21 protein-coding genes and 1 pseudogene are annotated in these 18,811 nt (G+C 69.3%); 15 read left to right on the plus strand and 7 right to left on the minus strand.

The features are described from left to right. Positions 1–123 precede the first annotated feature (123 nt). The 7 genes from ACI2L1_RS39135 (at position 124) to ACI2L1_RS39165 (ending at position 5,320) form a co-directional block, all read left to right on the plus strand. Complete coding sequence (locus ACI2L1_RS39135; protein WP_404744215.1) at positions 124–672, plus strand: 2-oxo-4-hydroxy-4-carboxy-5-ureidoimidazoline decarboxylase; 549 nt, start codon at positions 124–126, stop codon at positions 670–672. A gap of 191 nt (positions 673–863) precedes the next feature. Further along, entirely contained in the window at positions 864–1,244 is a 381-nt protein-coding gene (gene sdhC / locus ACI2L1_RS39140; RefSeq protein ID WP_404744216.1) for a succinate dehydrogenase, cytochrome b556 subunit, read from the plus strand. A 5-nt stretch (positions 1,245–1,249) separates the two neighbouring features. Continuing rightward, complete coding sequence (locus ACI2L1_RS39145) at positions 1,250–1,732, plus strand: succinate dehydrogenase hydrophobic membrane anchor subunit (RefSeq protein WP_404744217.1); 483 nt, start codon at positions 1,250–1,252, stop codon at positions 1,730–1,732. A gap of 22 nt (positions 1,733–1,754) precedes the next feature. Next, positions 1,755–3,509 carry a succinate dehydrogenase flavoprotein subunit gene (sdhA, locus tag ACI2L1_RS39150; RefSeq protein WP_404744218.1) on the plus strand — a complete coding sequence of 585 codons (1,755 nt, stop codon included), beginning with the start codon at positions 1,755–1,757 and terminating at the stop codon, positions 3,507–3,509. Further along, positions 3,509–4,288, plus strand: a complete 780-nt coding sequence (locus ACI2L1_RS39155) for a succinate dehydrogenase iron-sulfur subunit (protein WP_404744219.1) — start codon at positions 3,509–3,511, stop codon at positions 4,286–4,288. Before sdhA ends, ACI2L1_RS39155 begins: the two co-directional genes overlap by 1 nt. 145 nt (positions 4,289–4,433) lie before the next feature. Next, complete coding sequence (locus ACI2L1_RS39160) at positions 4,434–5,015, plus strand: hypothetical protein (RefSeq protein ID WP_404744220.1); 582 nt, start codon at positions 4,434–4,436, stop codon at positions 5,013–5,015. Beyond that, positions 5,015–5,320 (plus strand): hypothetical protein, encoded by a 306-nt coding sequence (locus ACI2L1_RS39165; RefSeq protein WP_404744221.1) that lies wholly within the window; start codon positions 5,015–5,017, stop codon positions 5,318–5,320. Before ACI2L1_RS39160 ends, ACI2L1_RS39165 begins: the two co-directional genes overlap by 1 nt. On the opposite strand, the gene ACI2L1_RS39170 is transcribed toward ACI2L1_RS39165, so the two are convergent. Both ACI2L1_RS39170 and ACI2L1_RS39175 read right to left on the minus strand, forming a co-directional pair. Next, the gene (locus ACI2L1_RS39170; protein ID WP_404744222.1) at positions 5,317–6,243 is read right to left on the minus strand and encodes a hypothetical protein; all 927 of its coding nucleotides are present in this window, start codon (positions 6,241–6,243) and stop codon (positions 5,317–5,319) included. The two genes, ACI2L1_RS39165 and ACI2L1_RS39170, sit on opposite strands and share 4 nt — an antisense overlap. Before the next feature lie 191 nt (positions 6,244–6,434). Further along, a pseudogene (locus ACI2L1_RS39175) lies at positions 6,435–6,607 on the minus strand (Uma2 family endonuclease); the annotation flags it as partial. 199 nt (positions 6,608–6,806) lie between these two features. On the opposite strand from ACI2L1_RS39175, the gene ACI2L1_RS39180 reads away from it, so the two are divergent. Beyond that, entirely contained in the window at positions 6,807–7,592 is a 786-nt protein-coding gene (locus ACI2L1_RS39180) for a hypothetical protein (protein ID WP_404744223.1), read from the plus strand. A gap of 8 nt (positions 7,593–7,600) precedes the next feature. Beyond that, a complete protein-coding gene (locus tag ACI2L1_RS39185) occupies positions 7,601–7,954 on the plus strand; it encodes a hypothetical protein (RefSeq protein ID WP_404744224.1) in 354 nt (117 codons plus the stop codon). Positions 7,955–7,975: 21 nt separating this feature from the next. On the opposite strand, the gene ACI2L1_RS39190 is transcribed toward ACI2L1_RS39185, so the two are convergent. Genes ACI2L1_RS39190 through ACI2L1_RS39205 form a run of 4 tightly spaced genes read right to left on the minus strand, consistent with a single transcriptional unit; the run spans position 7,976 to position 11,747 of the window. Next, the gene (locus tag ACI2L1_RS39190) at positions 7,976–10,444 is read right to left on the minus strand and encodes a DUF4132 domain-containing protein (RefSeq protein ID WP_404744225.1); all 2,469 of its coding nucleotides are present in this window, start codon (positions 10,442–10,444) and stop codon (positions 7,976–7,978) included. A gap of 2 nt (positions 10,445–10,446) precedes the next feature. Next, positions 10,447–10,839: a hypothetical protein gene (locus ACI2L1_RS39195; protein WP_404744226.1), complete on the minus strand. Its 393-nt coding sequence runs from the start codon at positions 10,837–10,839 to the stop codon at positions 10,447–10,449. A gap of 49 nt (positions 10,840–10,888) precedes the next feature. Continuing rightward, complete coding sequence (locus tag ACI2L1_RS39200; RefSeq protein ID WP_404744247.1) at positions 10,889–11,341, minus strand: DUF2752 domain-containing protein; 453 nt, start codon at positions 11,339–11,341, stop codon at positions 10,889–10,891. Further along, the gene (locus ACI2L1_RS39205) at positions 11,319–11,747 is read right to left on the minus strand and encodes a TM2 domain-containing protein (RefSeq protein WP_404744227.1); all 429 of its coding nucleotides are present in this window, start codon (positions 11,745–11,747) and stop codon (positions 11,319–11,321) included. Before ACI2L1_RS39205 ends, ACI2L1_RS39200 begins: the two co-directional genes overlap by 23 nt. Positions 11,748–11,873: 126 nt before the next feature. Here ACI2L1_RS39205 and ACI2L1_RS39210 point away from each other — a divergent pair, with 126 nt between their 5' ends. The 4 genes from ACI2L1_RS39210 to ACI2L1_RS39225 all read left to right on the plus strand — a co-directional run bounded on the left by ACI2L1_RS39210 (position 11,874) and on the right by ACI2L1_RS39225 (position 14,030). Next, positions 11,874–12,284 (plus strand): VOC family protein, encoded by a 411-nt coding sequence (locus ACI2L1_RS39210; RefSeq protein WP_404744228.1) that lies wholly within the window; start codon positions 11,874–11,876, stop codon positions 12,282–12,284. A gap of 95 nt (positions 12,285–12,379) precedes the next feature. Further along, complete coding sequence (locus tag ACI2L1_RS39215) at positions 12,380–12,775, plus strand: hypothetical protein (protein WP_020118685.1); 396 nt, start codon at positions 12,380–12,382, stop codon at positions 12,773–12,775. Beyond that, positions 12,772–13,266: a thiol-disulfide oxidoreductase DCC family protein gene (locus ACI2L1_RS39220; protein WP_404744229.1), complete on the plus strand. Its 495-nt coding sequence runs from the start codon at positions 12,772–12,774 to the stop codon at positions 13,264–13,266. Before ACI2L1_RS39215 ends, ACI2L1_RS39220 begins: the two co-directional genes overlap by 4 nt. 11 nt (positions 13,267–13,277) lie before the next feature. Then, positions 13,278–14,030 carry a TetR family transcriptional regulator gene (locus tag ACI2L1_RS39225; protein ID WP_404744230.1) on the plus strand — a complete coding sequence of 251 codons (753 nt, stop codon included), beginning with the start codon at positions 13,278–13,280 and terminating at the stop codon, positions 14,028–14,030. A gap of 5 nt (positions 14,031–14,035) precedes the next feature. Here ACI2L1_RS39225 and ACI2L1_RS39230 read toward each other — a convergent pair whose 3' ends face one another. Then, a complete protein-coding gene (locus ACI2L1_RS39230; protein ID WP_404744248.1) occupies positions 14,036–16,450 on the minus strand; it encodes an MMPL family transporter in 2,415 nt (804 codons plus the stop codon). 168 nt (positions 16,451–16,618) lie between these two features. Here ACI2L1_RS39230 and ACI2L1_RS39235 point away from each other — a divergent pair, with 168 nt between their 5' ends. Both ACI2L1_RS39235 and ACI2L1_RS39240 read left to right on the plus strand, forming a co-directional pair. Beyond that, complete coding sequence (locus tag ACI2L1_RS39235) at positions 16,619–17,320, plus strand: response regulator transcription factor (protein ID WP_404744231.1); 702 nt, start codon at positions 16,619–16,621, stop codon at positions 17,318–17,320. Further along, on the plus strand, positions 17,317–18,762 hold the full coding sequence (locus ACI2L1_RS39240) for a sensor histidine kinase (protein ID WP_404744232.1): 1,446 nt from the start codon (positions 17,317–17,319) through the stop codon (positions 18,760–18,762). The genes ACI2L1_RS39235 and ACI2L1_RS39240 overlap by 4 nt, the downstream gene beginning before the upstream one ends. The last annotated feature ends 49 nt before the right edge of the window (positions 18,763–18,811 follow it).

The following is an 18,811-nucleotide window of genomic DNA, read 5'->3' on the forward strand; positions in this document are numbered from 1 at the left end:
GCGTCCATCACATGTTCCGAAACTCTCCCGTGCGGGTGGAATTCGGGCATCCGTCGGACAGGTCATGTCCACTCTCGATAGCGTGACGTCACACCGCTCACAGCTTCCTCTGCCGAAACACACGTGACGCCCACACACTCTCCCGGCCGACTGGCCGTACCGTCGCCGCCCACCGTCCTGGACGCCTTCAACATCGCGCCCGCCGACGAGCTCCTGCCCCTGCTCCTGGACTGCCTGCGCAGTCTCCGCTGGGCCGAACGGGTCACGGCCCACCGTCCCTACCCGACCGCGGACGCACTGCTGGCGGCATCGGACGAGGCGGCGTACGACCTGACCCCGTCCGACCTCTCCGAGGCCCTGGCGGGTGAGACCCTGCCCGCCCTGCCGGACGGCGCCCACTCGGCGGCCCACATGGCCATGGACGCGGCCCACGCGGCATACGAGGCCCGATTCGGACACGCGTTCGTCATCTGCTTGGACGCGCTGCCCCCTTCGGAGGCCCTGGACCACGTCCTGGAGGGCATCCGGTCACGACTGACGAACGATCCCGAGGAAGAACGGGTGGTGGCGGCAGAGGAACTCCGTCGCCTCGCACGGCAACGGTTGATGACGTCCTTGAGGGGCGCGGGGAACCGCGCGACCAGCCACCGCGAGCCCGCACCCGGTACATAACAGCCGAGATCGCCCCGGATGCCGCCGCGGCTCACCCATACGCGTGCCACTTTGATCACACCGGTAGGCCCGGCGTAAGCCCAGCGCCAGCGTCTCGCTACGATGCTGAGGGCCGGAGGACCGTACCCGGCCGGGCCCGACCGACAGCACAAGCCGGCAGGCCCCGATACCCCGCTCCCGGAGGGACTTCCGTGCCGGCTGGAACGCTGTACCGCGGCCGGGAAGGAATGTGGTCCTGGGTGGCTCACCGAGTCACCGGCGTCCTCATCTTCTTCTTCCTGTTCGTTCACGTGCTGGACACCGCTCTCGTTCGTGTCTCCCCCGAGGACTACGACAAGGTCGTAGACACGTACAAGACCCCGATCGTCGCTGTGCTGGAGTACGGCCTCGTCGCGGCCATCCTCTTTCACGCGCTCAACGGCCTGCGCGTCATCGCCGTCGACTTCTGGTCGAAGGGGCCCCGCTACCAGAAGCAGATGCTCTGGTCCGTCGTGGGCCTGTGGGTCGTACTCATGATCGGGGCGATCTACCCCGTCCTCGGCCACGCCGCTCGTGAACTGTTCGGGAGCTGAGACTGATGGCGACCACTGAATCCACCGCTTCCGGCATCGGCCCCGTAGAGGGCGGTTCCGGCTTCGGCGTCGACAACCCGGCGCCCCTCATCGAGGCCCCGCGCCAGCGCACCAAGAAGACCCCGAAGTCCACACGGGGCAACTTCGAGATGTACGGCTGGCTCTTCATGCGGCTGTCCGGCATCGTGCTGGTCGTCCTGGTCATCGGCCACCTGCTGATCCAGCTGGTGCTGGACGGCGGTGTCTCGAAGATCGGCTTCGCGTTCGTCGCGGGCCGCTGGGCGTCCCCGTTCTGGCAGGTCTGGGACCTGTTGATGCTGTGGCTCGCGATGCTGCACGGCGCCAACGGCCTGCGCACGGTCATCAACGACTACGCGGAGCGCGCGAACACCCGGCTGTGGCTCAAGGGGCTGCTCTACACCGCCACGGTGTTCACCATCCTGCTGGGCACGCTGGTGATCTTCACCTTCGACCCGAACATCCGCTAGGCACGGGGCTGAGGAATTCCTGATGAAGATCCACAAGTACGACACCGTCATCGTCGGCGCTGGCGGCGCCGGCATGCGCGCCGCGATCGAGTCGACGAAGCGCAGCCGTACCGCCGTGCTCACGAAGCTCTACCCCACCCGCTCCCACACGGGCGCCGCGCAGGGCGGCATGGCCGCCGCGCTGGCCAACGTGGAGGAGGACAACTGGGAGTGGCACACCTTCGACACGGTCAAGGGCGGTGACTACCTGGTCGACCAGGATGCCGCCGAGATCCTGGCGAAGGAGGCCATCGACTCGGTCCTCGACCTGGAGAAGATGGGCCTGCCGTTCAACCGGACCCCGAACGGCACGATCGACCAGCGCCGCTTCGGCGGTCACTCGCGCAACCACGGCGAGGCGCCGGTCCGCCGGTCCTGCTACGCGGCCGACCGCACCGGCCACATGATCCTCCAGACGCTCTACCAGAACTGCGTGAAGGAGGGCGTGGAGTTCTTCAACGAGTTCTATGTCCTGGACCAGCTGATCACCGAGGTGGATGGTGTGAAGCGGTCGGCGGGCGTCGTCGCCTACGAACTGGCGACGGGCGAGATCCACGTCTTCCAGGCGAAGGCGGTCATCTACGCCTCCGGCGGCTGCGGCAAGTTCTTCAAGGTGACGTCGAACGCGCACACGCTGACGGGTGACGGCCAGGCCGCCGTGTACCGGCGCGGGCTGCCGCTGGAGGACATGGAGTTCTTCCAGTTCCACCCGACCGGCATCTGGCGCATGGGCATCCTGCTCACGGAGGGCGCCCGTGGTGAGGGCGGCATCCTCCGCAACAAGGACGGCGAGCGCTTCATGGAGAAGTACGCGCCGGTGATGAAGGACCTGGCGTCGCGTGACGTCGTGTCCCGGTCCATCTACACGGAGATCCGTGAGGGCCGTGGCTGCGGCCCCGAGGGCGACCACGTCTACCTCGACCTCACCCACCTCCCGCCGGAGCAGCTGGACGCCAAGCTCCCGGACATCACGGAGTTCGCGCGCACCTACCTCGGTATCGAGCCGTACACGGACCCGATCCCGATCCAGCCCACCGCGCACTACGCGATGGGCGGCATCCCGACGAACGTCGAGGGTGAGGTCCTGTTGGACAACACCACGGTCGTCCCGGGCCTGTACGCGGCCGGCGAGGTCGCGTGTGTGTCGGTGCACGGCGCGAACCGGCTGGGCACCAACTCCCTGCTGGACATCAACGTGTTCGGCCGCAGGGCCGGCATCGCGGCGGCGGAGTACTCGCAGAAGGCGGAGTACGTGGAGCTGCCGGAGGACCCGGCTTCGCTGGTCGTCGAGCAGGTCGAGCACCTGCGCTCCTCCACCGGCACCGAGCGGGTGGCCGTCCTCCGCCGCGAGCTGCAGGAGACCATGGACGCGAACGTCATGGTGTTCCGCACCGAGCAGACGATCAAGACGGCGGTCGAGAAGATCGCGGAGCTGCGCGAGCGCTACAAGAACGTCTCGATCCAGGACAAGGGCCGTCGCTTCAACACGGACCTGCTGGAGGCGATCGAGCTCGGCAACCTCCTGGACCTCGCGGAGGTCATGGCGGTCTCCGCGCTGGCCCGCAAGGAGTCCCGCGGCGGTCACTACCGCGAGGACTACCCGAACCGCGACGACGTCAACTTCATGCGCCACACCATGGCGTACCGCGAGGTGGGCGACGACGGCGCCGAGTCCATCCGTCTCGACTACAAGCCGGTCGTCCAGACCCGCTACCAGCCGATGGAGCGTAAGTACTGATGGCAACCCCTGTTCTGGACAAGGCGGACGCGGCCGGCGAGCCCGAGCCCGGCTTCGCCGACTCCCCGTACATCACGGTCACGATGCGTGTCCGCCGCTTCAACTCCGAGGTCTCGGCGGAAGCGGTCTGGGAAGACTTCCAGCTGGAGATCGACCCGAAGGAGCGTGTCCTCGACGCCCTCCACAAGATCAAGTGGGATCTGGACGGCTCGCTGACCTTCCGCCGCTCCTGCGCGCACGGCATCTGCGGCTCGGACGCGATGCGGATCAACGGCAAGAACCGCCTTGCCTGCAAGACGCTGATCAAGGACATCAACCCCGAGAAGCCGATCACGGTCGAGCCCATCAAGGGCCTGACGGTCCTGAAGGACCTGGTCGTCGACATGGAGCCGTTCTTCCAGGCGTACCGGGACGTGATGCCCTTCCTGATCACGAAGGACACCAACGAGCCGACCCGGGAACGCTTCCAGACGGCGGAGGACCGCGAGCGCTTCGACGACACCACGAAGTGCATCCTCTGCGCCGCCTGCACCTCCTCGTGCCCGGTCTTCTGGAACGACGGCCAGTACTTCGGCCCGGCCGCGATCGTGAACGCCCACCGCTTCATCTTCGACTCGCGTGACGAGGCGGGCGAACAGCGCCTGGAGATCCTGAACGACCGCGACGGCGTGTGGCGCTGCCGGACCACGTTCAACTGCACGGACGCGTGCCCTCGCGGGATCGAGGTCACGAAGGCGATCCAGGAAGTGAAGAGGGCGCTGATCACTCGGCGGTTCTGATCTTCCCAGCTCCACCTCAGGGCCCTGTTTCCGTCACTTGGGAAACAGGGCCCTCTGGCCTTTCTGACCGGTTTTCACCACTACTGAACTCCTGGTTCCGTCTGTCATGCTCCGGGCACAATGCCCAACAGGTGGGGGCGATTTCATGGCGATGAACATGAAACTGGATCTGGAGCCGCGAGCTCCCTATCCGCTTGGCTACGCGGAGGCGGCGACCTCCAGTCAGACGGTGACCGCACCTCTGCTGACGGGGGCGGCCCTCGCTCTGGTCGGCGTGATCCTGGTGGAAGGCGAAGAGCACTTCCGGTGGCCCGACGTGACCCTGCTCCTCGTCGTCGGGGCCTCGATCGCCTTGATCACGAGCATCCAGATCGGCGCGGACGCCCGCAAGTACCTCTACAACAGGGAGACAATCGAGGCCTGGCACGGCAAGGACGAGGACATCACGCTCACCAGGGACTGGACCGAGCACACCACGCACTTCAACACCTGGAAGGAGCGCATTTACCTGGCGGTGATCGCCTTCAACCTCGGCACCCTACTGCTGGTTCTGGCCCTGTCGGCTGCGCTGCTTCCCCAGGACAACCACGCCGTCCTGCGATGGATCTCCGCTGGTCTGGCGCTCGCGGGCGCTCTGGTCGAGGCCTGGTGGATCTATCACCTCTTCCACAAGAAGCCCAGGAAAGCCGAGAAGAAACCCGCATCACCGGGCGGAGGCAAGATCTGATGCTCTATGACGTCACGCTTCCGGGTATCGATCCCCCAGTTCACAAATGTCCTCAGCGAAGGTGTCCGGGGACCTTCTCCGGCCTCTACACGGAGAAGGACAAAGCCGCCTGGGACGCCGTTGTCGAACGAGGCGACCCCGACGCCGTGAAGAACTACCTCAACAAGGCCGCCCGCGTTCAGGACGTGGACCACGACCCCACGTGTCCCCTCAGGTGCCTGCCTCCGGTCCTCATCGCACGATGCTCCAACGAGGAACTTGAGGCCCAGATGAACAAGGTCCGGGCGATCATCGACAACTGCTAGGGCTCCGTCGGGTCCTCCCGCCCGCCCCGTGCCGCGTGACCATACGGCCGTTCCCGTCGCCGCACTCCGACGAACTCATCCGACAACTCGGCGAACAACGTCTTCTCGCTCGCGCCATCCGCGGGCAACGGCAAGTGCAGCGCGTCCAGAAGATCGAAGCGGTGCAGGTCGTACACGACATGCATCAAACCTGAGTAGGCCTGCGCCGCGGTCACCGCGCCCTTGTACGCCACCGCCGCCAACACCGGACCGGCGCTGCACCACCACCAAACCGCCGGCTCGTCGTACAGGGCCGTGCACCCCGTCGCGGTGAGTATCAGGAAGGCCCAGCACAGGTTCACGGCGGTGTCCAACGCGTCCCGGGTCGAGCGGAGGACCTCGGCCATGCGGTCGGACACCTGGAGGTAGATGCGCGGCCAGGAGGTCAGCGTCGTCAGGCCGTAGCGCTCGCCCGCGCTCAATTCCCCGGCCCGCAGGGCGTTTCCCAGGGCGGTGGGAAGCAGCACCTCAGCTGGCGGGTGCGCGGCGAGGCGACGGCGTGCGTCGGCACGTAGGCGTAGCTCCGCGTCCCCGTCGGCCTGGCGCTGGGCCCGCTCGTGCAATGCCTGCCACCGCCTGCGCTGCATCCTGGCCAGCGCCCCCGCAAGCCGGGTCGTCAGGAGCCAGCGGTCCCAATAGCCTTCCAGGACGCGTACCGCACGGACCTGGAACGGCTGGAGGAGCAGGCCGAGAAGTATGGCGCAGGCAGTGACGGTCGCGGTCAGGGCGAGTGCGTCAGACGGTCCCTGGGGCGGTACGGCATGCCAGTCGCTCCGCCCCGAAAAGCTCCCCGCCCGCACCAAGGCGAGCACCCCCGTGACGAACAGCGCGCACGGCGCGAAGTGCACCGCCAGCACCCGTCGCACGAAGCCCGCCCTCCCCATCCGCTCCTTGAGCGCTGTTCAGTATGGAGCGCGGTGTCAGGCAGGGCAGACGGCGGGGCGTTCGCGCCGTCCCAGCGGGAGCTCAGCGCCGACGGTCTTCCTCTGACTCATCCCCGTGGGTTTCCTCCGGGGAGAGCCCAGAGCGCCGGTTCACCGCAGTGAGGTCGATCTCGATGTCGAAGGCGCGTCGTCCGGCTGTGGAATCGAGTCTGCGGACTCATGAAGACGAGACTCCCGTCGATCAACTCAGTGTGCGGGGGCCCGGAATCCGGTCGAGGTCGTCCGCGGTCCAGCCTTCGGCAGGTGGGTTCGGTCGGCGGTATACCGGCTCGTCGTCCAAGCCGTCGTCGGATGCGCCGCTCATCGGTGCTCCCATGGGAGGGAGTCTCGCCAGTCCGTTCAGCGTATCCAGCGAAAACGGCAGCCGCCTCACCTTCAAGGAGTGATCCACTGGAGAGAGCCGACGTGTGCCGACCGTGCGATCAGGACACGCTCAGGGCTGAAACGGTCCAAGTCTTGTGTGGTTGTTGTGACTTGTGTGGCCTCAGTCGCAGACTGCCGTCATGGCAATCCTGAGAAGAGTCGCCGCCACGCTCCTCGCCGCGTCGGCCGCGCTGCTCGCGATACCCTCCACTGCCTCCGCGACCCCCGCTCCCTACGGAACACTGGCCCGGGAGGACTTCGACCGTCTTCCCCTCGGTCCGGTCACCGGGGGACTCGGGTGGTCCGCCGACACGGACAACGGCACGCTGACCGTCGCTCCCAGCGCCACGGGGCATGGGCATGAGCTTCGGATTCGTACCGAGGGCAATGGGCGGGCCTTTCTCGTGTTCGACGAGCTCTCGGCGCCCGGCAACAGCTTCTGGGGGCGGGTCCGGCTGCGGGTCGGTGGGTTTCCCACCGCTCCCGACTGGGCGCACTGGACCATCGCCGAGGCGTCGGGCGCGGACGCGGCGACGCTGGTGCGGCCGCTCGGTGGGCAGTACGCACCCACCGACGGGGGCAACTTCTGGGGGGTCGGGTCGGATCTCGGGCCCACCGGTGACTGGACGGACTGGAAGACCTCCGCTCCCGCCGTCGCCGGGGCGTGGCAGTGCGTCGAGTTTCATCTCGATGCCAGCGACAATCGCGTCACCGTGTACCTGGGCGGCGTGGAGCAGTCCGACCTGACCGTGTCCACGAAACAGCACGGGGGCACGGCGGACGACTTCGTCTTCCCGGCCTTCGACAAGCTGAAGCTGGGCTGGCAGCTCTACCAGGCCGACCCGACGCCGTCGTCGTACGACATCCGCATGGACGACATCGCGCTCTCCTCCCGGCGCGTGGGTGGCTGCGGAAACGGGGGCTGAACCCGGGATTGCGCATCGTCACCACCCTGTTCCGCGAGACCAACAGGGGCCGACTGCGCGGGCCGGGCCGGGGCCACGAACAGAACGCCGACGGCCTGTGGGAGGCCCTCACCGCCCATCTGGGCTCCGTCCCGGAGTCCGAGTTCGAACGCCGGCGCCGGATCGGGGCACTTCGCGGTCACAGCATCGACGCGAGCCACCCGCCGACCCATCTGCGCCGCCGGCTCCTGCTGGGCGGTACGCCGCTGCCCGCCTCGGTGACGACGGACACCGAGACGACCGAGCGCATCGCCGGTGAGCTGGCGGAGGTACGTAAGACGCTGGCCCGGGAAGTCGTCAGGGACGGATACGGGAACCTGTGACGGTCCCCTGGGTCGGATCGGTCACAGCTGGCTCAGGATCGTCGGGTCCGTGATCTTCGTGTCCTTCGCCAGCATCATCGCCTTGCTCAGGATGACCGCGAGCATGCGGTCGCCCTCGTAGGGGAGGTAACCGGCCTGCGGGGTGGACGGGTTGGACGTCGGGACGATGCAGAGGTACTGGTCGTTGGGGGTGCGGAGGATGTTGCCCGAGCCGAGGTGGATCTTGTAGGTGTGGCGGTCGCCCTTGACGTGGAGGAAGCGGCCTTCCAGGGTGCAGCGGTCGGCTATCGCGAGTCTCGGGATCAGGCGGTCCAGGAGGAGGCGTCGGGTCTCGGCGCTCTGGTTGAGCTCTCCGAAGCCGTACGACGTCCAGTACTCGCGGAAGCGGCCGCCGGGGCCGCCGTCCTGCCAGGTGGGGTCGTTGCCGATGCTGGCCACTCCGACGAACAGGTCCACGTCGCGCAGGACTTCGGAGAGGACCAGGGGCGGGATCTCCGTCAGGGGCAGCGGGTCCACCGGGTCGGCGCCGTCACGCAGCCACATGCGGTACTCACCGCCGGCGCAGTGCGCCCAGTTCTCCGGGGCGTCGATCGGGTAGAAGCGGACCTGGTCGGTGCGCAGGCGCAGGAAGGTGCCGGAGTCGGTGATGTCCGTGTAGTCCGCGCCGCCGTCGCCCTCGATCCAGTACTCGGCTCTCAGGCCCCACCGCGGGAGGTCCCGGCTGGGCGGCGGGGCCTCGTCGTCGACGGCCAGGCGGAGTTTGTTGCGCCAGCCCCTGGCCGCGGCAAGGGAGTGGAACTGGTGCTGGCGCAGGACGTGGGCGGCGAAGCGGTTGGAGTAGGTGCCGGTGGTGCGCTCGGCGTCCGTCAGCAGGTACACCTCCCGGTGGGCCTGCTTGAAGGGTTGCGTGACTCCGTGGCGCTCCAGCCAGTCGCGCCAGGCGACGATCTCGGTGGGGGTGTGGTTCACCGGGTGCCAGAGGCGGACTTCCGTGCCGTCGGTGACCGGGGCGTCCGTGGCGGTGCGCAGGGAGCCCTCGGCGTATCCGACCGTCGTGCCGTCGACCGTCCACAACAGGCGGCGGGCGAGGGTGCCGACCAGAGGGTGGTCGAGGTAGCGCTCGCGCCAGGTGGCGTAGGACCAGGTGCGGTCCGCCAGGAACTGGCGGTCCAGGCGCTCGCTCTGGGCCGAGAGCATCTTGTCGATGTCCTTGACGGCCGCTTTGAGCTCCTTCAACTCCTCCACGTGGTCCCGTCGTACGGCCGCGGGCACGCTCTTGACCGGCTTGCCGCTCGCGTTGCTCCAGGCCAGCACGGCCTTGGAGCCCTGGACTTCGAGGACGACGGTGGCCTCGCCGAGTTGGTGTTCCGCGCGCCCGATCTCCGTGAGCCCGTACGCCGGTACGGCCAGTTCCTCGATCTCCTCGCGGCTGAGGCCGAGGGCGACGGCACGGGCTTCCAGGGCCGTGTCGAGGAGCTTGGCGGTGTTCTTGTAGGTCACCCGGGTGGCCAGGCGGGCCAGTTCGGCGAGGGCGGCCTCGCTGTCGATGCGGGCGAGGGCGTTGACCCCGGCGTTGGCGACCTTCGGGTTGCGGGGGCCCAGGCCGGCGACCTTCCTGAGGGAGGTCTCGACGAGGGCGCCGAGGGTGCGGGCGGTGTCGGGGTGCGGTGGGAGAAGGGAGAGCAGCCAGGCGAGGCCGCGGAGGGCGTTGGCGTTGTAGGGGTCGTAGGCGCCGTTGACGTCGGGTTCGTACTGCCCGCGTTCCAGCTCGAAGGTGCGGGGGCGGCCGACGAGGACGAGCCAGCGGATCACCGCCTCGCGGACGTGGTCGGGGTCGAGAGCCTCGATCAGCGCGGCGGCCTGCTTGTCCCACTTGGCGGAGGGTTTGGCCGCGGTGGCGGTCGCCGTGTGCGCGAGCAGTGCCTTCCAGGCGGGGCCGGCATCGGTGTCCCGCAGGGCCTGTTCGGCCCACTCCTCGCCGACGTTGAGGGGTGGCTCGGTCAGCTTCTTCGCTGTCCTGGGCAGGTCCTCGTTCTGGTAGGCGTGCAGGACCGCGCGGCGGACGGTGGCGACGACGGCGGGCGCGATCGGGCGGCCCGCGGCAAGCTCGGCCTCGATGAGGTTCTCGTACCGGGCGCCGTACCAGAAGGAGTGCTGACGGGAGACCTTGTCGAGCAGGGACAGGCGCTCCGCGGCCAGGCGGTCGTGGGGCGGCAGGTCGCGGGAGACGATACCCAGCAGGACCAGCGCGTTCTCCCGGGCGATCGGACCCGCCTGCTCCGAGTGGTACTGCGTGACGAGGCCGTCGGCGACCCGCGACCGCGCGTCCGGCGGCAGTTCGAGCAGCCGGGCCAGCACGCCGTCCCACAGGCCGGTCCAGTTACCGTTGTTGACGGCCGCGGCCTTGAGCAGGTCGGCGGCGAGCTCCTCCAGGTCGCCGTCGGCGACCCGCTGCCGGATCAGGTCCTTGAATCTCTGGACGTGTCCCATGCTCAGCCACCCACCAACGGCACGAGCTTCAGAAACGTGACCTCGGTGCCGAGCACGAGGTCGATCTCCTCGTCGAGCTCGGTGACCTGGCGCTCGCCGACCAGCACCAGGAAGCCGTTGCCCGTGAAGGCCTTGAGGGCGAGCTCGGTCTGGGTCTCGGGGTCTATGCGGCGGGGCGTGCGCAACGCGTAGCCGTTCAGCACGCGCTCGGTGTTCTCGGGCTGGACCAGGCCCTGGAAGACGGCGGGTGTGCGCGCGTTGTACTCGGCGACCTCCTGGAAGACCCGGCGCCGGATCAACTCGCGCACGGCGAGCCGCTCCTCGGCGATCTCCAGACCCCAGCCGTCGCTACGGCTCCCGCTTGTCGTCTCGTCGACGAACATCACGATTCCCATGCCACGACAGTACGAGGCACCACTGACAACGGGCCCGGACCGGCATGGGCTAGACGATGTTGCGGGCCACGGTCCAGGCCAGGGCCGCCGCGAGGACCGCCACCTGGGCCCGGGGGCTCAGTGTGGGGCGCCAGCGGCGGCCGTGCAGGCCCTCCCACGCCCAACGGCCCAGCAGGACCAGGGCGTAGGGGGAGGCGAGCAGGAGGGCACGGTTGTCCAGCCATGCCTCGGTGAAGTGGCCGTGCATCAGGTCGTACACCATGCGGGTGCCGCCGCAGGCCGGGCAGAGCAGGCCGGTGAGCATCCGGAACGGGCACTGCGGCAGGACGTGACCGGGCTCGTGCGGATCGGTGCGGTAGAGGTACCAGGCACCGACGGCGCCCGCGGTGAGCACCGCTGAGGGAGCCGCCGCGGGGTGACGGAGCGGGGAGCGCCGTACGGAAGCGGAGGACTCCGCTCCGACGACGGTCCTCTCCGCCCTAGCTCCGGAGGATCCGGCCATGTTCATCGGTGTGATCGTTACCGGTGAGCAGGAGGATGCCGTCGATCAGCGACCAGATGCCGAGCCCGCCGCAGGTGAAGAGCTGCGCGAGCCCCATCCCGACGTTGCCGAGGTAGAAGCGGCCGACGCCGAAGCCGCCGAGGGTGAGCTGCAGGATGCCTGCGATGACCTTCGACTTGTCGGAGTACGGCCGCCCGTACGGGTCGTAGCCGTAGGGGGCGTTGGGGTCGCCCGTGTACGTCCCCGGGGGCGGGTAGTAGCCCGGCGGCGGGAAACCGGGAGGCGGATAACCCGGCGGCGGATACCCCGGCGGCGGATACCCCTGCTGCTGATATCCGGGCGGGGGAGCCTGTTGCTGGTATCCCGGCTGGGGGTCCTGCTGCTCGTGACCCTGCTGCTCGCTCAAGGGGGACTACTCCTGGGGACCGAAGCGGGCGGACCCGCGAAAAAACGACAATGAGCCCGGTCATCATGCACGACGGACACCGCGTCGCAGAAGCCCGTTCCGTCACCTCCGGCTTAATCTGACGACATGTCAGATGACCAGTCGTACGAACTGCTCGGCTTCGACAACGTACTGCTTCCCGTCGGAGACCTGGGCGAGGCCGTCTCCTTCTACGAGCGAGCGGGCTTCACCGTGGGCTTCCGGCTCGACGAGGCCGGGATCGCGCTCCTGAAGGTCGGGGGCGAGACGCCCGGGATCCTGCTCCGGCAGGAGGAGGCGCTCGGGCACCGGCCGCCGCCGTGGCCCGCCACGCGCGTGTGGCTGGAGGTGCCCGACGCCAGGACCGCCGCCCGGGAGCTGCGCACGGCGGGCATCGAGCTGCTCAATGAGCCCTTCTCCGTGGTAACCGGCTGGACGGTCGAGGTCGCCGACCCCTGGGGGAACGTCCTCGGGTTCACCGACTACGGCAAACGGCCGGAGCTGGGCCGCAGAGCGTGACGCAGACCTCTCGACGAGCGGGTTGAACACGTTCAAAAGCGGGTCTAGAGTCTCCCCTGTCAGAGTTTTGAACGTGTTCAAGAAGGGGGAGGCGCATGGACCGCACGGTCGTCGCCTACGTCATCTACCTCGTCGTCAGCATCGCCCTGACCGTCTGGGTGGCCCGCACGCTCAGCCGGAACGGACGGATCTTTCTCGCCGACGTACTGCGCGGGAACGAGAAGCTCGCCGAGGCCGTCAACCACCTCCTGGTGGTCGGCTTCTACCTCGTGAACCTCGGCTTCGTCGCGCTGTACCTCAGCGGTGACGGGACCATCGAGGACACGCGCGGAGTCTTCGAGGCCCTGTCGACCAAGCTGGGCGTGGTGCTGCTGGTGCTCGGCGTGATGCACCTGGCCAACGTGTACGTCCTCAACCGGATCCGCCGACGGGGCGCCATGGAGCGCGAGCAGGTGCCGCCGGTCGCACCGCAGGACTGGGTTCGGGCATGAACAGCGGCACTTCGGCGGACCGCGCCCCGGTCCGCCGGCTCACTGTCCTGTACGACGCCGAGTGCTCCCTCTGCGCGTTCCTGCGCGACTGGCTCGTACGCCAGCCGCAACTGGTGCCGCTGGAGCCGGTGCCAGCGGCGTCCGAGGAGGCCGGGCGGAGGTTTCCCGGGCTCGACCACCGCGCCACCCTGGAGGAGATCACCGTCGTCGGCGACGCCGGGCAGGTCTACCGCGGCACCGCCGCCTGGATCGTCACCCTGTGGGCGCTGCGCGAGCACCGGCCGCTCGCCCACCGGCTCAGCACCCCGTCCGGGGCGCGGCTCGCCAGGGGCGCGGTGCTCGCCGCCGCCAAGTGGCGTGGCGCGCAGTGGCAGGGGGGTCAGTGGGGCGGCAAGGTGTACCGCCGCACGGACGGCTGGGCCTACGACACCAGCCGGGGCTGGGTGTACACCCCACCGGGCTGCGACAGCGGCGGCTGCGCCACTGGCTAGGCTCTCTTGTCGTGCCTGCGAACAACGACGGCCCCGACGAGGGCGGTACCACCGGCAAGTCCGAGCCGACGAGCAAGTCCGAGCAGACCCGCGCGCTGATCCTGGAGACCGCGATGCGGCTGTTCCAGGAGCGGGGGTACGACAAGACCACCATGCGGGCCATCGCCCAGGAGGCCGGCGTCTCCGTCGGCAACGCGTACTACTACTTCGCGGGCAAGGAGCACCTGATCCAGGGCTTCTACGACCGGATCGCCGCCGAGCACCAGGTGGCGGTCCGGGACGTCCTGGCCCGGGAGAGCGACCTGGAGGCCCGGCTCGCGGGCGTGCTGAAGGTCTGGCTGGACATCGCGCAGCCGTACCACGAGTTCGCGGTGCAGTTCTTCAAGAACGCCGCCGATCCCGACAGCCCGCTCAGCCCCTTCTCACCCGAGTCGGAGCACGCACGCGTGGAGGCGATCTCGGTGCACCGGGAGGTGCTGCGCGGCGCGACGAGGACCAAGGTGCCTGAGGAACTCCGCGACATCCTGCCCGAGCTGATGTGGCTCTCCCAGATGGGGCTCGTCCTGTACTGGATCTTCGACCGCACGGAGGGAAGGGAGCGGAGCTACCGGCTCGCGGAGCGGGGTGCACGGCTCACCGCGAGGGGCGTGTCACTGGCCCGGTTCCGGGTACTGCGGCCGCTCGTACGGGAGGTGCACGAGCTGTTCACGGACTTCCTGCCGGGGATGACGAAGCTGATGCCCGGCCCCGGCGGGAAGTCGTAGCCACGTCAGTTGACGGCGTCCACCTCACCGTCCGCGAGCTCCACGTCGTACACCAGTGGGCCCTCCCCCACGACGACATGACGAGCACGCGAGCCGAACGACGCGGCCGTGGTCGCGAGCAGATACGTCCCCGGGGCCGGGACCGAGACGATGTACGAGCCGTCGGCCAGCGACACGACGCGGTCCAGTTGCCGGCCCCCGCCCGACAGCAGCGTGACGGCCGCACCCTCCACCGGGTCCCCCTCCGTCGTACGGACGAAGCCGTGGACGACCGATGCCGGGCCACCGCGCGCGGGTGCCTCGGTCGAAGGAGCCGCCGCCTCCTCCTTCGGCTCCACCGCCAGGTGCGGCAGCCGCTTCTCCAGCGACCGCGGCAGCCACCAGTTGGAGTTGCCGAGCAGATGCATCGCGGCCGGCACCAGCGCCGTACGCAGGATGAAGGCGTCCAGGGCGACGGCGGCCGCGAGGCCCACGCCCGCCACAGCCGCGCCCGAATCTCCGCTGAGCACGAACGCCATGAACACGCAGACCATGATCAGGGCGGCGGAGTTGATGACCCGGCTGGTCTCCGCGAGGCCGACGCGTACCGCGCGCGCGTTGTCACGCGTGTGCACCCACTCCTCGTGCATACGGCTCACCAGGAAGACCTGGTAGTCCATCGAGAGCCCGAAGAGCAGGGACAGCATGATGACCGGCAGGAAGGCGTTGATCGGTCCCTCCTTGCCGAGTCCGAGCAGCTCCAGACCCCATCCCCACTGGAAGATCGCGACCAGGACGCCGAAGGAGGCCGCGGCGGCGATGAGGTTCATCAAGGCGGCCGTCAGTGGCACCACCAGCGAGCGGAATGCGACCAGCAGGAGCAGGAAGCCGAGTCCGATGATCGTCGCGATGAACAGCGGCAGACGGTCGCCCGTGACGGTCGAGAAGTCCTTCGAAACGGCCGTCACCCCGCCCACATGGGCCTCCACCCCGGCACCGGGGATGACGTCGTCCCGCAGCCTGTCGATGAGCTGGTCCGTCTCCTCGGACTGCGGTGAGGTCGCCGGTACGACCTGGATCACCGTGACGCCCCGCGCGGGCGGCAGCGCGGCGACCCTCGCGACCCCTGGCGTGTCCTGGAGGCCCTTGACCAGGGTGCCGGTCTCGCCGCCCTCGGTGACCACCTGGAGCGGGCCGTTGAAGCCTGGGCCGAAGCCCTCGGCGAGCAGGTCGTAGGCCTTCCTGGTGGTCGTCGAGGCGTCGTCGTTGCCCTGGTCGGTGGCGCCCAGGCGGAGCGACAGCACCGGAATGGCCAGGACGGCCATGAAGAGCAGGGCGAGCGCGGCGGTCCTGCGGGGGCGCTTCTCGACGCCCGCCGACCAGCGGGCGGCGAGACCGGAGGCGCTCTCCGGCTCGGGCCCCTGGGCGGCCAGCCTGCGCCGCTGGCGGCGGCTGAGCACACGCGGGCCGAGGAAGCCGAGCAGGGCCGGCAGCAGGGTCGTGGCGGCCAGGACGCTCAGCACCACGGTCAGGGACGTGCCGATGACCACGCCGTCCAGGAAGCGCAGTTGCGTCACCAGCATCCCGGCGAGCGCGATGCAGACGGTGCCGCCCGCGAACAGCACGGCCCGGCCCGAGGTGTTGAGGGCGATGACCGCCGACTCCTCGGGGTCCAGGCCCCGCAGGATGCCGCGCCGGTGCCGGGTGACGATGAAGAGGGCGTAGTCGATGCCGACGCCGAGGCCGATCAGGGAGGCCAGCAGCGGGGCGATGTCGGGGACGTCGGTGGTGTGGCTGAGCAGCTGCGTGGCGAACAGGCCCATGCCCACACCGAAGACGGCGATCGCGATCGGCAGCATCATCGCGAAGAACGAGCCGAACGCCAGGAACAGCACGACCGCCGCCGCGACGACGCCGACCGTCTCCGACAGTCCCTGCGGCGGCTCCTGCACGCGCTGGATCGCCTGGCCGCCCAGTTCCACCTGCAGACCGGCCCGCTCGGCCCCCTGCGCGGTGTCGACGACGTCCTGGACGAGTTCCTTGGGCACCTCGTTCGCGCGCTTGACGAAGGTCACCTGGGCGTACGCGATCGTGCCGTCCTCGCTGACCTGCGCGGCCCCCTGGGCGCCGTAGGGACTGGTCACCGCCCCGACGCCCGGCATCTTCGCGATGTCGTCCAGCGCGGGCCGGATCCGGTCCTGGACCGTCTGGTCCCGCACCGAGCCGTCGTCGACCTTCCAGACCACCGTGTCGGTGTCGCCCGAGGTGTTCGGGAAGGCCTTCTCCATCAGGTCGTACGCGCTCTTGGAGTCCGTGTCGGGCAGGGAGAACACGTTCGCGTAGTTCGTGCCCGCCGTCGAGGCCGAGAAGCCCAGCCCGAACAACGCCCCCACCCACAGCAACAGGACCACCAGCCGGTGCCGGTAGCACCAGCGTGCCAATGCCGCCACGCTCATCTCTCCTCAGTAGGTCGGTCGGTTGGTCCCCCAGGTCCTCGCAACAGGATTGGCGGCGGCACACGCGCGTGGACATGAGACGCCCATGACTCTCAAGGAACTCCAAAGCGCGAACCGGCCCGACTGTCAGTGGCCCGGCCGATACTGGGGAACATGACTGGGGGAGAGACGGCACATCCGGGCACCGTGCTGGTGGTGGAGGACGAGGAGAGCATCGCCGACGTGCTCACCATCGCCCTGCGCTTCCACCGGTTCGAGGTGATGGTCGCGGGCACCGTCCGCGAGGCACTCGCCCTCGCCGGGCGCACCCGCCCGGACGCGGCCCTGCTCGACGTCATGCTGCCCGACGGCGACGGCCGCGCCCTCGCCCGCGAACTGCGCGCACAACGGCCCGACCTGGCCCTGGTCTTCCTCACCGCGCGGGACTCCCCCGCCGAGATCGTCGGCGCCCTCGGCTTCGGCGACGACTACATCACCAAACCGTTCAACATCGACGAGGTCGTCGCGAGGATCACCGCGGTCCTGCGCCGCACCCGCCCGGCCGATGTCCTGCCGCAGCGCCCGCCGCTGCGCTACGGCGACCTGGAGCTGGACGAGACGACGTACTCGGTGCACCGCGACGGCCGCACGGTCCAGCTCACCCCCACCGAGTACGCGCTGCTGCGGTTCCTTGTGCGCAACGGCGGCCGGATCGTGCCCAAGGAGCAACTCCTGCGCCATGTCTGGCAGTACGAGCACACCCCGCCCGAGTCGACCGTCGTCGAGACCTACATCAGCTATCTGCGACGCAAGCTGGACGCCCTGGGACCGCCGGTGATCACCACCCGGCGGGGTGTCGGATACGGGCTCGCATGACGTTCCGGCACCGCCACGGCATCCACTCCCTGCGCGGCAAGCTGACGCTGGCCAATGTGGTGCTGCTCGCGATCGGCATCGTCGCGGCGACCGCCGTGAGCGTGATGGGCATGCGGTACTACCTGCTCGACCAGATCGACACCGAGCTCATCAAGACCCGGGACTCCCTGGGCGGTTCGCAGCTCACCCTGCGCCAGATCGACTCGCTGAGCGCCATGAGCTTCGTCCGCGACCGGGTGGTGCCGGAGGACCAGGACGAGGACCGCGCGACGGAGACCGTCTTCGCCGCAGTGGACAGCCGGGGCAAACCGGTCGAGATCCTCGGCTTCGCGCCGACCAGGACCCAGCGGGCGCTCGCGAAAGCGGTCGGCGACCCGCGCACGCTCGACGCCGACTCCGGGCCGCACGACGTCACCCTGGACGGCTCTGCCTACCGCGCCACCGCGGCCCGGCTCGCCGACGGCAGCTACGCGCTGATGGCCGCCCCCACCGACGTCCTGCACCAGGGCGTCGCCAAGGCGGTGCGGCTCGACCTCGCCATCGGCAGCCTGCTGCTCGCCCTGCTGGCCTGCCTCACGATGTTCAGCGTCCGGCGCCGGATGCGACCGCTGGAGGACATGGTGGAGACCTCGTCGGCGATCGCCGAGGGCGATCTGACCCGGCGCGTCCCGTCCAGCCGTGAGGCCACCCTGGAGGTCGAGCAGCTGCGGGTCGCCCTCAACTCCATGCTCCACCAGGTCGAGTCGGCGTACCGCACGCGCGAGCGCAGCGCGGCCCAGCTGCGCAGCTTCGTCGCCGACGCCTCGCACGAGCTGCGCACCCCGCTGTCCGCGATACGCGGCTATCTCCAGCTGTACGACAAGGGCATGCTGTCCGATCCGGACGAGCGGAGGCGGGCCTGGGCTCGGGTCCTCGCGGAGACCGACCGCATGGGACGGCTCGTGGACGAGCTGCTCACCCTCGCCCGTCTCGACCAGCAGCCCGAACTGCGGTTCAGGAACGTCGACCTGAGCCGTCTGGTGCGGGAGGCGGCCGAGGACCTGCGGGTGCAGCAGCCCGACCGGCCCGTGGAGATCGCCGCAGAGGGCGCGCTGCTCGTCCAGGCCGACGAGTCGGGGCTCAGACAGGTCCTGGGCAACCTGGTGGGCAACGTCCGCACGCACACGCCCGCCGACGTGCCGGTGCGGCTGGGAGTGGAGCGCGAGGACGGGGTCGTACGGCTGTGCGTCGCGGACGAGGGGCCGGGACTGCCCGCCGACGACGCGGCGCGGGTCTTCGACCGGTTCTTCCGGACCGGCGGTGGCGCGGGCAGCGGTCTCGGCCTGGCGATCGTGCAGGGCGTGGTCCGGGCCCACGGCGGCGACGTGGCGGTCCGCACAGCCCCGGGCGAGGGGCTGGCGGTGACGGTCACGCTGCCCGCGCGGGCGGTCGTACGGTCGTGATCGCGCCGGTACGGTTGCGCAGACCGGCCGGACGGTCTCGTACGGCCGG

Origin of the sequence: Streptomyces sp. NPDC019531 (assembly GCF_044903305.1) — a bacterium.
Lineage (GTDB): Bacteria > Actinomycetota > Actinomycetes > Streptomycetales > Streptomycetaceae > Streptomyces.